Origin of the sequence: Fibrella musci (assembly GCF_041321105.1) — a bacterium.
GTDB classification, from domain to species: domain Bacteria; phylum Bacteroidota; class Bacteroidia; order Cytophagales; family Spirosomataceae; genus Fibrella; species Fibrella musci.
Genome location: NZ_JBGGWD010000011.1, coordinates 63,537 through 77,305 on the forward strand (window position 1 = coordinate 63,537; position 13,769 = coordinate 77,305).

Consider the following 13,769-nt stretch of genomic DNA (forward strand, 5'->3'; position numbering starts at 1 on the left):
ATCATTGGACCGGTACCAAGTAGCACCTCAATCGTACCGCTGATGAACTTATTACTGTCACTGCTCGGAGGTATCTTCATTTGTTAATGGCTCACCCACACTAGGCCGTTGAGCTATGAGGGCTTCCAATTCGACAAGTCGCTCAATCATGGTCATAGGAACTAATGCCCCTACCTTCTTGGTACCCTTTACTAGGATAAACGCTTTACCGGCATAATATGTCTGATTGACGTACTCGCCGACTTGGCGGCGAAACTCGTTCATTGCGATTGTCTCCATGCCGTAAACTTACAAAACAATCAATACCGGCGAAATGGTACAATGCCTAAGTTATATATGTTGACATGTACTTGTCAATATGTGAGTGAGCTGGTTGTGTTTTACGTCTAAAAATCACGATTAGCCTGTCCGTCATTGCGCTTCATTTGTACTGAAAGATCTATATTCACTCCTTAAAATAGGTATTGATAAGTAAACATTATCACTACTTATTCGCCATTTGTGTGAAGCAACTCATTCCATTATCTTGCCTGTTATAAGCTTCAGCCGTTTCACATGACCGAATCATCGCTCTCATTGCCCGCACCGGATGATCGACAGGAACTGGTGCCCCTCACGTTGCCGGACGACCATCCCCAGCAACGATATCTGCTGCGGGGCTTACAGGGAGCCGATAATACCGAGCGGGCCTACCGCGCCGATTTAGCCGATTACACTATTTGGTGCAGTGACTACAAGCTACCGGCTTTGCCCGCGATCCCTGCTGTGCTAGGGCAATACGTATCGGATCTGGCTCCCCGCCGCAAATGGGCCACCATTGCCCGGCGGCTTGCCGCTATCGCCAAGTGGCATCAGTTACGCGGTTACTCGTCCCCGCTCTCAGATACTTGGTTGCAGGCGACGCTTCAGGGAATTCAACGGGAACACGGTACGGCGGTCAGGCAGTCACCAGCCTTCAGTGCGGCTAAGCTTAAGGAACAGATCCGGCAACTTGACACCCAGAGCCAGGGCGTTCCCCGCTTTGGTGCCCTACGCGATAAAATCATTCTTTTATTAGGCTTTACGGGGGCCTTTCGGCGTTCCGAACTTGTGGCACTCAACGTTGACGACGCCGCCTTTTCTGAGGAGGGTGTCGTACTCAGCTACCGGGGTAGCAAAACCAATCAAACCGGTGAGACAGAACAAAAAGCCTTATTCTACAGCCCGGAAGCGGCCCTTTGCCCCGTCCGAAGCTTACGCCACTGGATCGATCTGTTAGAACGATCAACCGGTCCCTTATTCGTGCGGGTGCTGAAAAGCAACGAACTCACCGAGGAGCGGCTCACGGCACAATCCGTATCGAAAATTGTGAAGAAGCAAGTGGGGAAGGAGTACTCAGCTCACTCCCTCCGGGCCTCGTTTGTGACTACGGCCAAACTCAATGGGGCTGACGATTCGGAGATTATGCAACAAACCAAACACAAGACGACGGCCATGATTCGGCGGTACACTCGGCTCGATTCCATCCGGCAGCACAATGCGGCCAAAAAACTGGGATGGTAGCGCATTTCCTTGGTAAGAGAATACCACTTGACAAGGTGTACGAACTGGTCAAGTGTGAGCCATATATTTAATAGCTGTAGACTAAACGCGGCTATCATATGCTCTTCTATACAACAGGTCGATAAGCTGCTTACATGAGGGTGCCTCATAAGCTGCCAATAACAGAACTACGCTTCCTGATCAGAGTCGCATAGCAGGTGGTTTAGACAAGCTTTTAGCTCAGGGATCGACACGTACATATCATCTTCAAGGCCCCGCGTCCATTTGCCGACGTGGGCCTCGCCGTGAAAATAAGCCGTGTACTGCATACCCAGCGATTGCGCCAGATTGCGGAAGAAGTCGGGGTAGTAGGTTGGGGCGAACAGTTCCAGCAGGTGCGTACCGGGCTGACACCAGATAATATTGCTGAACGAGGCCCCGTGCGGCCCAACAATGACTTCCGCATTCCGGTAAATAGCTACTTGCTCCAGTACCGACCGGGGGGTATCGGCGATACAGTCAAACCCATACTGCCGAAGCAGCTCGATTACCTCTGCTTCGTTCTGCACGCGCCGCCGACCACCGCGACTGATGTACACGCGGGTACGTTGCCCGTTGGGGGGAGCCGCCTGAGCCAATACGTACCGCCGTAGTGCCTGGATGTCGGCCTGATTGGGGTAAAACCAATGGCCCGCTCCGGCCAGCAAACACTGCTGAAACGACACATCGACCAGGCGGCTATCGACCACGCGCTCCATTGGAATGTTGAGCAGGGCCAAAAAATCGCGTTCATACTGCGTGTCGAACAAGGGGTAGGCAATCAGGGCGCGGTTGAAAACCGCCTCCAAGACGGCCCCTTTGATTCGGCATAACTTGGCCGCTACCAAAATGACGTAGTCAAAGTAACCGCCCCAGACAACGCCATCCAGGTAGTGACTCCAGGGGGCAATCAACACCTCGCAGGATTGCGCTGTGCGTCTGGCTCCGTGCAACGTATTTCGGTAGTGATCGTCGGTGATCAGGTCGGTACAAAGCAGTTGCCGATCTAGCTGTATGCTACCATAAGGGTGTTGTCGGGCTGATTGCCGGGCATTATCCAGATGCCAGACAGATACCGGTTCGGTAGATACCGTAGCTGACTCAAAATAAATTTTGGTCGGATCGATGAGATCAACCACCTGGTCGAGAGCCAGCGTCGTGGCCGGACACACAGCAAGCCGAAACGGACTCAGGAGCTGTTCCGTCTCGGCTTTGGTCAAAAAGCGAAGGCCACGGGTGCGGTCAATCCGATGAATACCGTGCCGGAGTAGTTGCAGCCAAAGCCTGCCGGACAGTCTCCGCAGCCGGTTTAGTATGGTCAATCGGGAGGGTGCGATCAAGTGGGACATGGACGCGGATAATGGCACATTTATAGCATGAGGTTGCCCATATTACCGGGCAATAGCCGCTCCGAGCGACTGCTTGATACCCGTCTGAGCCTATCGGCAATACATTGACGATGCCTGATCGTCGTTAATTGGGGTGCTGCGGGGCAGGTTATAGTCAATCCAGCGATTTATGCAGGAAGCCGGGTACGTTTAGCGAAGTCAGCCTGATCGTTATTGCTTCAGAACAATGCCGTTGGGTTTTTTGCCCACCACAATGTCGTTGAGCTTCGTGCGCGTCGATACGTCGATGACCGAGACCGTTGCCGCTCCCTGATTGGTCACGTAGGCCGTGCGCCCGTCTTTAGTGAACGTGATGGCGTGGGCATCCAGGCCCGTCTGAATCTCGGCGTGTAGCATCCAGACCCCGCCCATGCGCTCAAATACAGCCACCTTGGTGCCGGTTCCGGCCTGACTGACCCACAACTCCTTGCTAATCGGGTTGTAAGCCGCATAGCCCGGCGTGAACCCTAATTTCACGGTCTCTACGACACTCAACGTACCTACGTCGATGACGCTGATGCTTTGGCCTTTTTCGTTATCGACATACATCCGGCCATCGGCTCCCGGCCAGGCACCCACCGGGTCATCGCCCACCGGAATGGTCTTGGCAACCTGCTTGTCGGCCACGCGAATCACTGTGACCGTGTTGCTCATGCCATTGGCCACAAACGCATACTGCCCATTGGCCGACATCGTGACCTCCGCCGGTTCCATCCCGACCGCGATGGTGTTTTTCAGGGCCATCGTGGTGGCGTTGTAAACCAGCACGTTCCCGGCATCGTCCATCTGCGAGGTCCAGATTTCGGACCCATCCAGCGAAAACACGGCGTTGTGGTTCATGATGGGCGTTTGCTGATTAGTCGTCAACAGGCCTTTTTGGGTGTCAAGTACCAGCACCCGCCCTTTCATGCCATCGGCTCCGCCGCTGTGGCCGCCGCTGAGGTCCATGCCCGGTACGCCCACCCCCAGCTTGCTGCCATCGGGAGAGAGGTAGATGTGGTGCGGCCACATAATTAGGTTGTCCATGTTCATGCCCGCCATCGTTTGCGACGAGGGATGCCCCAGCGAGATCGTTTCCCGGACCTGGTTGGTTGCCAGCTCAATGACGGATATACTGTTGCCCTCGGCATTGACCACGTAAGCGGCGGGGTACGTGATGTTGAGTTCGGTTTGGGCGGGTTTCATGTGGTTCATGTCGTGCGTGTTGCAACCGACGAGAACCAACGACAGCCATGCCGCCAGGGGCGTAGCCGTCGCCCGGATCGACTTGTTCATAAGACGATAGAAAATAAGATGGATGAAAAACAGAAGGGTACGGCTACCGCCGACAGTGCGGGGTGAGCCGATGGTAAACGCGCGAAACCCGCCGACCGGGACGCGTAGGCATCCGTCGGCGAGCGCGGCTTAAACCAGGTGGCTTAAATTAGCCAGCCACAGAGGGAAGTGAGCCGAAAACGCCCGGTTCGGTGCAGTGGGTCGTCGGCGACAAGCGGTGCCGTTGCTGGTACGTCGGTAACCAGCAGCGCGGCAAGCAAAAACTGAAACTGGGGCAGGGGTACGTAGGCCAACGCAGGCGAAACCAGTGTCGCCGACGCATCGGCCACTACGCTATTGACATCAACGTGCTGATAAGTAAGTGTGGTTTTGCAGCAAGCTGCCCGGTTGAGGGAGGGTTGATCCGACGGGGAGATCGGTACGTTGTCAACTCGGCACGTTGGCTTGCAGGGCTGCTCGGCCAGCAGGGTCGTTTTAGAATAGCCCTTCATCAAACACCAGTGCTCGATGATACCCACACCCATGCCGCTTGCCAGGACGGTGGCAGCCAGCAGCAGATCAGACGGGTGAGCCAGGGCGTTTTCATGGAGGTGTCGGACTAATTCCGGTGCAAACGTAAGGGCTTCAGGGGTAATAATTTTTACAGGATTCGTCAGGGTGCTTACAAAATTTATAGAAACGTACACGATACCGAGCCAACGGCCTGATCGGGATAACTTCACCACGACGAGTCAGTTGTAGTCATAACAACATAAATAAGAATGCTATGACAACTCAACTCGTGCCAACTATGTATCAGGCCTGTATCGATGCCTGCCAGGCCTGCGCCACATCGTGTGACGCCTGCGCCGAAGCCTGCCTTTCCGAACAGGATGTGGCGATGATGGTAGCTTGCATCCGCCTCGACCGCGATTGTGCCAAAATCTGCTACATGGCGATCTCGTTCATGGCGAGCGGTAGCCCTCACGCTGCCGACGTGTGCCAGCTTTGCGCTCACCTCTGCGAAGCCTGCGCCAATGAATGTGAAAAACACGCGCAACACCACGACCACTGCCGCCAGTGTGCCGAAGCCTGCCGCCGGTGCGCCGAGGCTTGCCGGAAAATGGCGCAGGGCGCGCACAACACGGCGGCGTGACAGCCGCATCGTCTGCTTTGTTGGCAACGGAACCGCCGACAAAGCAGACGATAGCTATTCTCTTTTTGACTACCCGTTGCATTTGCTGGGTACGTACCTTTGCTGCCGTGAAGTGGCTGACAACCATACTGGCTATTTATCTGATGATGCTCTCGTTATGGCCCTGCGCCGACGAGGCCATGACCACTCGCGTCCCGGTAACGACGGACGTGGTGGTGGCCGCGCCACCGAGCCATCCCGCTTCGCACCAACACGACCACGACCAGTGTACACCGTTCTGTACCTGCTCCTGCTGCGCGGCAACCATCACGGCAATACCCCGCTTTAGCTACTCGCTCGGCCCGGCGGTACGTTTCGTCGCCATCACCACCGATGGCTTCTGCTACGCTCCCACCCGCTGGGTCGCCCCCCCTGCCACCATCTGGCAACCCCCACAACGACGGGTCTGAACCCCCTCGCCGGTCACGCTAAGCTGCGTTGCCATGCCCAAAAACGGCGTGGTTGTGCCGTTTGTGCGCGTCCGGCATCTTTCTACTATCCATTTGTTCAGACACGATTATGCTGGATCGCATCATCCGTTTTTCCATTCACAATAAGCTTATCATCGGGCTGTTCACCCTGGCCCTCATCGTGTGGGGGGGCTATTCGCTGGTCCGATTGCCCATCGATGCCCTGCCCGACATTACCAACAATCAGGTGCAGGTCATCACCCAAAGCCCGGCCCTGGCGGCGCAGGAAATTGAACGGCTCGTGACGTTTCCCATCGAGCAAACAATGGCGACCATTCCCGACATTGTGGAAATTCGCTCGTTTTCGCGGTTTGGTTTGTCGGTCGTGACCATCGTTTTCAAGGACGACACCGACGTGTACTGGGCCAGGCAGCAGATCAGCGAACGGCTGGTTGATGCCCGCAGTCAGATACCCGCCGGAACCGGCGAACCAACCATCGGCCCGGTCTCCACCGGTCTGGGCGAGATTTATCAGTACGTGATCTACGCCAAACCCGGCTTCGACAATCGCTATACTCCCACCGAACTGCGCTCCATTCAGGATTGGGTCGTGCGTCGGCAATTGCTGGGTACGCCCGGCGTGGCCGACGTGAGCAGTTTCGGGGGGCTGCTGAAACAGTACGAAATCGCTATCGACCCCGACCGGCTGCGGTCGTATGGGCTGAGTATTGCCGACCTGTTTACGGCCCTCTCGCGCAACAACCAGAATACGGGCGGGGCCTATATCGACAAAAAGCCCAACGCTTATTTTATCCGTACCGAGGGCCTGGTGACCAACTTAGACGACATCGGGCGGATTGTGATTCGGCGCACAGCGGGCCGAACGCCCATCCTGATCCGCGATGTGGCCACGGTGCAGTTTGGGTCGGCGGTGCGCTACGGAGCACTCACCCGCAACGGCGAAGGCGAAGCCGTAGGTGCGCTGGTGCTGATGCTCAAAGGTGAAAACGCCAACATCGTGATCGGGCGGGTGAAGACCCGCATCGAACAGATTCGCCGGACGCTGCCCGAAGGCATTGATATTCACGCCTTTCTGGATCGCTCCGAACTGGTGGGGCGGGCCATCGGCACCGTTACCAAAAACCTGATCGAAGGCGCGTTGATCGTGATTTTTGTCCTGATCCTGTTTCTGGGCAACCTGCGGGCGGGGCTGATTGTGGCCTCGGTGATTCCGCTGGCGATGCTGTTTGCGGTCAGCCTGATGAACTTCTTTGGCGTGTCGGGCAACCTGATGAGCCTGGGTGCCATTGACTTTGGCCTGATCGTGGACGGGGCCGTGATTATCGTGGAAGCCTCGCTGCACCACCTGGGCCTGATCAAACTGTCGCGGCTCACCCAACAGCAAATGGACGACGAAGTGTATGAATCGGCCTCGCGGATTCGGACGTCGGCGGCTTTCGGGGAGATCATCATCCTGATTGTGTACCTGCCGATTCTGGCCCTGGTGGGTATCGAGGGCAAAATGTTCGGGCCGATGGCGCAGGTGGTGGCCTTCGCCATCGCGGGGGCCTTTATCCTCTCGCTGACCTACGTACCCATGATGTCGGCCCTGTTTCTGAGCAAGAATCTAGTGCATACGCAAACGGTCTCCGACCGGATGATGGCCTTTTTCCACCGGGGTTACGAGCCACTGCTGCGGGGAGCGATGCGGATGAAAGCCCTGGTGCTGGGTGTGTCGGCCCTGCTGCTGGGGGGAGCGGTATGGCTCTTCACCACGCTGGGGGGCGAGTTTATCCCGCAACTCAACGAGGGTGATTTTGCCGTCGAGATGCGCGTTCGCACGGGCAGTTCGCTCAGCCAGACCATCGACAAATCGCTTCAGGCGAGTACGTTACTACGCAATCAGTTCCCTGAAGTGCGCGAGGTGATCGCGAAGATCGGGGCCGGTGAGATTCCCACCGACCCCATGCCCGTAGAAGCCTGCGATCTGATGGTGATTCTCAAACCCCAGGCTGAGTGGACCTCAGCGGGCAACATGGACGAATTAGCTACTAAGATGGCCGAAGCCCTCGAAGCGATTCCGGGCGTGGAATTCGGTTTTCAGCAACCCATCCAGATGCGTTTCAACGAACTGATTTCAGGGGCCAAACAGGACGTGGCCATCAAAATTTTCGGGGAAGACCTTGCTGAACTGACCCGGCTGGCGGCTCAGGTGAAGGGGCTAATCGGGGGCGTGTCGGGTGCAACCGATCTCTACGTCGAGCAGGTATCGGGGTTGCCCCAGATTGTGGTGCAGGTGGACCGTGAAGCCCTGGCCCGCTATGGCCTGAGCGTAGACGAGGTCAACCAAACCATTTCGGCGGCTTTCGCCGGGCAGAGCGCGGGCCTCGTGTATGAAGGCGAACGACGCTATGACCTCACCGTGCGGCTGGCCCAAAACCAACGCAGCAGCATCGACGATGTCCGCGCCCTGACGATTCCCGTGGCCGATGGACCGCCCGTGCCACTGGCGCAGGTAGCCAGCGTGGAGCTACGCCCCGGCCCCAACCAGATTCAGCGCGAAGATGCCAAACGGCGATTGCAGGTCGGGTTCAACGTGCGGGGCCGCGATGTAGAAAGTGTGGTGCTGGAACTCCAAAACAAGCTGAACCGCCAGATCAAGTTTCCACCCGGCTATTACGTCACCTACGGCGGGCAGTTCGAGAACCTCATCGAAGCCCGCGACCGGCTCTCCATTGCCGTGCCGGTGGCCCTGACCCTGATTTTCCTGTTGCTGTTTCTCACGTTTGGCTCCGTCCGGCAGTCGCTGCTGATATTCTCGGCCATTCCGTTAGCCGCCATCGGGGGCGTGCTGGCCCTGTGGCTGCGCGATATGCCCTTTAGCATTTCGGCGGGTGTGGGGTTCATTGCGCTGTTTGGCGTGGCCGTGCTGAACGGCATCGTGCTGATTGGCGAATTCAACCGGCTTCGGCTCAACGGCGAAACCGATTTGGTCAAGGTTATTTTCGAGGGTACGGCGGTGCGGCTCCGGCCCGTGCTGATGACGGCGACGGTGGCTTCGCTGGGCTTTTTGCCGATGGCCCTGTCCAGCTCTGCCGGGGCTGAGGTGCAAAAGCCGCTGGCGACGGTCGTGATTGGTGGGCTGATTACGGCTACGCTGCTAACCCTGTTTGTGCTGCCGGTGCTGTACGTGCTGATCGAACGGCGGTTTGGCAAGACATTCGGTCAGCCAACGCCCGCAGCCAAACCGGAGTCGGTGCCCTTGGCTAACTGGCTGTTGATCGGGCTGTTGGGGCTGGGTACGTTATGGACGACCTCCGCACAGGCTCAGGTCACGGCCCAGCCTTCGCCGGTTCGGTCCAATGCCGGCACCGACCTGTCGCTGGCTCAGGCGTTGCAACAGGCTACGACCAACAACCCGCAGCTACGGGTGTCGCAACTGAACGTTGGCTACCAACAGGCGTTGCGCAGCACAGCGGGCGACGTGGGCAAAACCGACATTGGTACCACCCTCGGCCAGTATAACAGCCGCTACTTCGATCAGTCGATTACAGTGGGGCAGCGGTTGCCCAACCCGGCCCTGGTGCGGGGGTTGCGTTCGCTGGCCGATGCCCGCACCGCCGGGGCCGAAGCCGACGGTCGGCTGACCCGCGCTGAGTTGATCCGGCAGGTGAAGGCGGTGTACTACCAGCTTTGGTACGTGCAGTCGCTGGCCGGGTATCTCCGCAGTCAGGACAGTTTGTACGCGGCCATTGCGCGGGGGGCCGAGGTACGTCGGCGCACGGGCGAGGGTACGTTGCTGGAACAAACAGCCGCCGAGGTGCAACGCCGACAGGCGCAGACGGCCCTGAGTCAGAACGCGCTGGATGGGCAGATTCTGGCCCGACAGTTGCAAACCCTTCTCGCGTCGCCCGCCCCGCCCACCCTGCCCAATGAACCCCTGTCGGAGCGGACCTTGCCCGGTATCGACTCCTCGCTGGTGGCTCAAAACCCCGAACTGGCCCTCTTGCAGCAGCAAATTGACGTGGCCCGGCGCGAAACCGACGTGGAAGCCGCCCGGCTGAAACCTGACTTTAGCGTGAGCCTCACCAACCAGTCGCTACGGGGCTTCGCGCCGTTAGGAAATGGAGAAGGGGAACAGTTCAACAACTTCGGCAATCGCTTCACCTACGGGCAGGTGGGCCTGTCGATTCCGCTGTTTGCCAAACCACTCAAGGCCCGCGTGGAAGCCGCCCGCCTGGGTCAGCAACGGGCCGAGGCCCAGCGCACGGCCCGCCAGCGAACGCTGGAAGGCGAGGTAGCCACGAGTATTAAGACGTACCAGAAAAACCGGCAGGCCCTGGCCTACTACCGCGAATCGGCCCTGCCCCAGGCCGCGCTGATCCGGGAACAGGTGACGAAAGCCTACCGGGCGGGCGAGATCGGGTACGTTGAACTGCTGCAAAATCTACGCACCGTCAGTGAGATTCAGACCGGCTACGTGGCGGCCCTCAACGACCTCAATCAAACGCTAATCAACCTCGACTTTTTGTTGGGACGAACCGACTCATGAAACGCATCCATCTGATTATCAAGTCCATTTTCCTGCTTTCCCTTGTCTTCATGACGGCCTGCAAGCAGCAGCCGAACGAATCGGCCACGCAGGAAGCAACCACCAAAGCCGATTCGGCCACCGCAGGCGGAGCCGAGAAAGAGGAAGAAGCGGGTCTGATCGAACTGACCGAAGCGCAGTACCAGACCGTTGGCGTGAAACTGGGCCAGTTGGAACGTCGGCAAATGAGCCAGTTGATTCGGGTGAACGGGTCGCTCACGGTCCCCCCCGGTCAGCAGGTGTCGGTCGCTACGCCCTACGGCGGCATTCTGAAATCGGCCAATCTGCTGGCCGGAACACCGGTTCGGCGGGGGCAAACGCTGGCCGTGCTGGAAAACCCGGAGTTTATCCGCCTTCAGCAGGAATACCTGGAAACGATGAGTCAGCTCACGTTTCAGCAGCAGGAATTTGAGCGGCAGCGCGAGTTAAGCCAAGAGAACGTCGGCGCGTTGAAAACATTTCAGCAGGCCACGGCTCAACTGGGTACGTTGCGGGCGCGGGTGGGTGGCCTGCGGCAGCAACTCGCCCTGCTGGGCCTGAACCCGGCGAAGCTGACACCCGAAACCATCACCCGCACGATGAGCGTTCGGGCACCCATCGGCGGTACGCTCACCCAGGTCAACGTGAACCGGGGCAGCTACGTAGCCGCCAACGACGTGCTGTTTGAGATCATGAACACGGCGGGCCTGCTGGTTGAACTGACCCTGTTCGAGGGCGACCTGAGCCGGGTGTCGGTGGGGCAACGGGTGCGGGTGTCGGTGGTGGGCGTAGCGAGTGAGCGCACGGGGCGTATCAAACTCGTCAACCGCGAGGTTGGCCCCGACCGGACGGTGAAGGTCTACGCGAGCCTGGACAACCCGGCATCAAATGCCCTGCGGCCAGGTACGTTCGTGAAGGCGGTGATCGAAACGGGGGCGGCCAATGAACCGGCCCTGCCCGAACCCGCCATTGTACAGGCCGGCAACAGTAGCCAGATTTTTGTGTTTGCGGGCAAAGAAAACCACGAAGGAACGGTCCATTACCGATTTCGGCCCGTACCGGTGCGGGCGGGTGCCGCCGAGAATGGCTACCGGGCCGTGACGCTGCCCACGGGCGTAGCGGCGGATGCCCAGGTGGTGCTGACGGGTGCTTACGACATTCTGTCGGCCAGTGCCGGGGGCGACGAAGGCGGGGGTCACGATCATTGATAAACACCTGCTTACGAACGCGATTCGTCGGCGACTACTAGCCAGATCGACGGTTGATTGTCGCCGACGGATTGCTTCTTTTCAGCTTTTTAACCCTCATCATTAACTGTATTATGCGCTATATACTTCTGACAATCAGTCTACTAGTAGTTTTTGTCGACGCGGCCCCGCTGTTTGGTCAGTCGGCAACGCCCCCCACGGCCACGAGCAGCCCGGCTCCGCGCCGACCCTCGCCGTTGCGGGCCATCGGACACACGTTCTATTCGGAAAAAAGCGAGTTGTTTGCCGAATTCAGGCCCCTGCTCGTTGGGCAGCCCAACCGATTTACGGCCCACCTGACCCGGTTGGGTACTCTTTTTACGCCCTACACTGAAGGCGAAGCCACGCTGACGCTCGAAACGGCGGGCAAGCTCAACTACCGCGAAATAATTCAGAAACCCGCAGCACCGGGCATCTTTCGCTTTGCCGTAAAACCGGAAACCACCGGCCTGAGCAAGATCACGATTTCCTTCGTTACGTCTGTCGGCACCGAGCAATTTGTGATTGACGGCGTGATGGTATACGACACGGAATCGGCGGCGGTGGCTTCCCAACCGAAGCCGGAACCCGAAACGGGCGACGTGGCCTACTATAAAGAAAAATCGTGGCTGGTTCCCTTCGCCACCGCCCCGGTTGCCCTGGGGAAACTGGCGGGAGCCAACGTGCTTTTGGTGCCGCAGAAAGCCCTGATTCGGGCGAATGGCGGGGTGTATGTCTATCGCCAACAAGACCCGGAACACTTTCGCAAACAGGCCGTTACCATTGGCCGCACCGATGCCGAAAACGCGGAGGTGCTTAGCGGCCTGCGGGCAGGCGACCGAATCGTGACCGTCGGAGCCGACCAGATCAACTAACGGATGCCGACAACGAACGCCTTTTCCCGGTTGTTGGAACCGTTTCAGGCCCTTCGGAGCCGGGTTTTCACCCTCCTGTATGTCGCCCAGACAGTCAGTTTACTGGGTGATGCCTTTACGTGGGTGGGCCTGGCACTGTTAGCTTACCAGTTTGGCCGGGAGCAGTCGGCGGTGATTCTGTCGTCGGCTTTGACGCTCCGGGTGCTGGCGTTCATCCTATTCTCGCCCTTTGCCGGTGTATTGGCCGACCGCGCAGACCGCAAACAGATTCTCTACGTCACTCACTTCGTCCGCATGGGTATTGTCGCCTGTCTGCCATTTGTAACGGCGCAGTGGCAGATCTATAGCCTGGTGTTTCTGCTCAACGTGTTCAATGCGTTTTTCACCCCAACCTACAAAGCCATTATTCCGCAGGTGGTCGATAAACGCTACTACCGGCAGGCCATCGGCTTATCGACGGCGACGTTTCAACTGCTGGGGGTGCTGGGGCCGGGTCTGGCCGGCATCCTGGCCGTGTGGCTGGGGGCGCGGGACATTTTCTTTGTCGATGCTGTCTCGTTTGTTTTGGCCGGTGTCCTGATTCTGCTGTTGCCGGGTACGTTGCTGAAGACCCAACCGGCGGATAAACCGGTGAGCAAACCCCTGTCGGCCTGGGCCGACGTGAAGAACGGGGCCGCGCTGCTGTTTGGTACGCCCGTGATCCGGTTCGCACTGGCTATCGAGTTTGTGTCGGCAGTGGCTGGTGCTCAGATCCTGGTCAACACCATCGGCCACGTCAAAGACGAACTGGCCCTGACCGATGCCCACTACGGCTGGGTCATGGCGGCTTTTGGCATTGGGGCAACGGTAGCCGCGTTTGGGTCGGGTATTCTGGACACGACGCCGAGTCGGCGAAAGTCGCTCATTGGGGGGGCATTGCTGTTGGGTGTCGCCATTGCGGGGGCCAACTACGTGGGGTATCCGGTGCTGCTCCTACTGTGGGTGTTGGCCGGGCTGGGGCAAAGTTTAGCCGAAATTCCGTCGGAAACGCTGATTGGTGAGCAGATCGAGGATCGGCAGCAGGGCAAGGTATTTGGTTCGCATTTCGCGTTCTCGCATTTGTGGTGGGCCATCGCCTATCCCATCGCGGGTTTCACGGGCAGTCGGTTTCCGGGTCAGAATTTTCTGTACGGCGGGCTGCTCACGCTGGGCTTACTGGGCCTGGTGCTGGTGCTGTTTCGGTCCAAACCCACCAACGCGAACCCGGTGACGACCGCGCAGCTAACCTGAAGAGTTAAAGACAGAACGCACG

10 protein-coding genes are annotated in these 13,769 nt (G+C 58.3%); 7 read left to right on the forward strand and 3 right to left on the reverse strand.

The genetic code is table 11. The features are described from left to right. Positions 1-555 precede the first annotated feature (555 nt). Complete coding sequence (locus ACAW74_RS27805) at positions 556-1,542, forward strand: site-specific integrase (RefSeq protein ID WP_370701520.1); 987 nt, start codon at positions 556-558, stop codon at positions 1,540-1,542. Between the two features lie 167 nt (positions 1,543-1,709). On the opposite strand, the gene ACAW74_RS27810 is transcribed toward ACAW74_RS27805, so the two are convergent. From ACAW74_RS27810 to ACAW74_RS27820, 3 genes are all read right to left on the reverse strand, one after another. Continuing rightward, the gene (locus ACAW74_RS27810; RefSeq protein WP_370701521.1) at positions 1,710-2,780 is read right to left on the reverse strand and encodes a glycosyltransferase family 61 protein; all 1,071 of its coding nucleotides are present in this window, start codon (positions 2,778-2,780) and stop codon (positions 1,710-1,712) included. A 339-nt stretch (positions 2,781-3,119) separates the two neighbouring features. Further along, a complete protein-coding gene (locus ACAW74_RS27815; RefSeq protein ID WP_370701522.1) occupies positions 3,120-4,223 on the reverse strand; it encodes a YncE family protein in 1,104 nt (367 codons plus the stop codon). Positions 4,224-4,366: 143 nt separating this feature from the next. Continuing rightward, on the reverse strand, positions 4,367-4,945 hold the full coding sequence (locus ACAW74_RS27820) for a hypothetical protein (protein ID WP_370701523.1): 579 nt from the start codon (positions 4,943-4,945) through the stop codon (positions 4,367-4,369). A gap of 44 nt (positions 4,946-4,989) precedes the next feature. Here ACAW74_RS27820 and ACAW74_RS27825 point away from each other — a divergent pair, with 44 nt between their 5' ends. The 6 genes from ACAW74_RS27825 to ACAW74_RS27850 all read left to right on the forward strand — a co-directional run bounded on the left by ACAW74_RS27825 (position 4,990) and on the right by ACAW74_RS27850 (position 13,747). After that, a complete protein-coding gene (locus ACAW74_RS27825) occupies positions 4,990-5,358 on the forward strand; it encodes a four-helix bundle copper-binding protein (protein ID WP_370701524.1) in 369 nt (122 codons plus the stop codon). Positions 5,359-5,423: 65 nt separating this feature from the next. Beyond that, positions 5,424-5,807, forward strand: coding sequence for a DUF6660 family protein (locus ACAW74_RS27830; protein WP_370701525.1), 384 nt, complete (start codon positions 5,424-5,426; stop codon positions 5,805-5,807). A 109-nt stretch (positions 5,808-5,916) separates the two neighbouring features. After that, positions 5,917-10,359, forward strand: a complete 4,443-nt coding sequence (locus ACAW74_RS27835) for a CusA/CzcA family heavy metal efflux RND transporter (protein ID WP_370701526.1) — start codon at positions 5,917-5,919, stop codon at positions 10,357-10,359. Continuing rightward, positions 10,356-11,585, forward strand: coding sequence for an efflux RND transporter periplasmic adaptor subunit (locus tag ACAW74_RS27840; RefSeq protein WP_370701527.1), 1,230 nt, complete (start codon positions 10,356-10,358; stop codon positions 11,583-11,585). Before ACAW74_RS27835 ends, ACAW74_RS27840 begins: the two co-directional genes overlap by 4 nt. A 113-nt stretch (positions 11,586-11,698) precedes the next feature. Next, positions 11,699-12,478, forward strand: a complete 780-nt coding sequence (locus ACAW74_RS27845; RefSeq protein WP_370701528.1) for a permuted SH3 domain-containing protein — start codon at positions 11,699-11,701, stop codon at positions 12,476-12,478. Between the two features lie 3 nt (positions 12,479-12,481). Continuing rightward, positions 12,482-13,747, forward strand: coding sequence for an MFS transporter (locus ACAW74_RS27850; protein WP_370701529.1), 1,266 nt, complete (start codon positions 12,482-12,484; stop codon positions 13,745-13,747). Positions 13,748-13,769 lie beyond the last annotated feature (22 nt).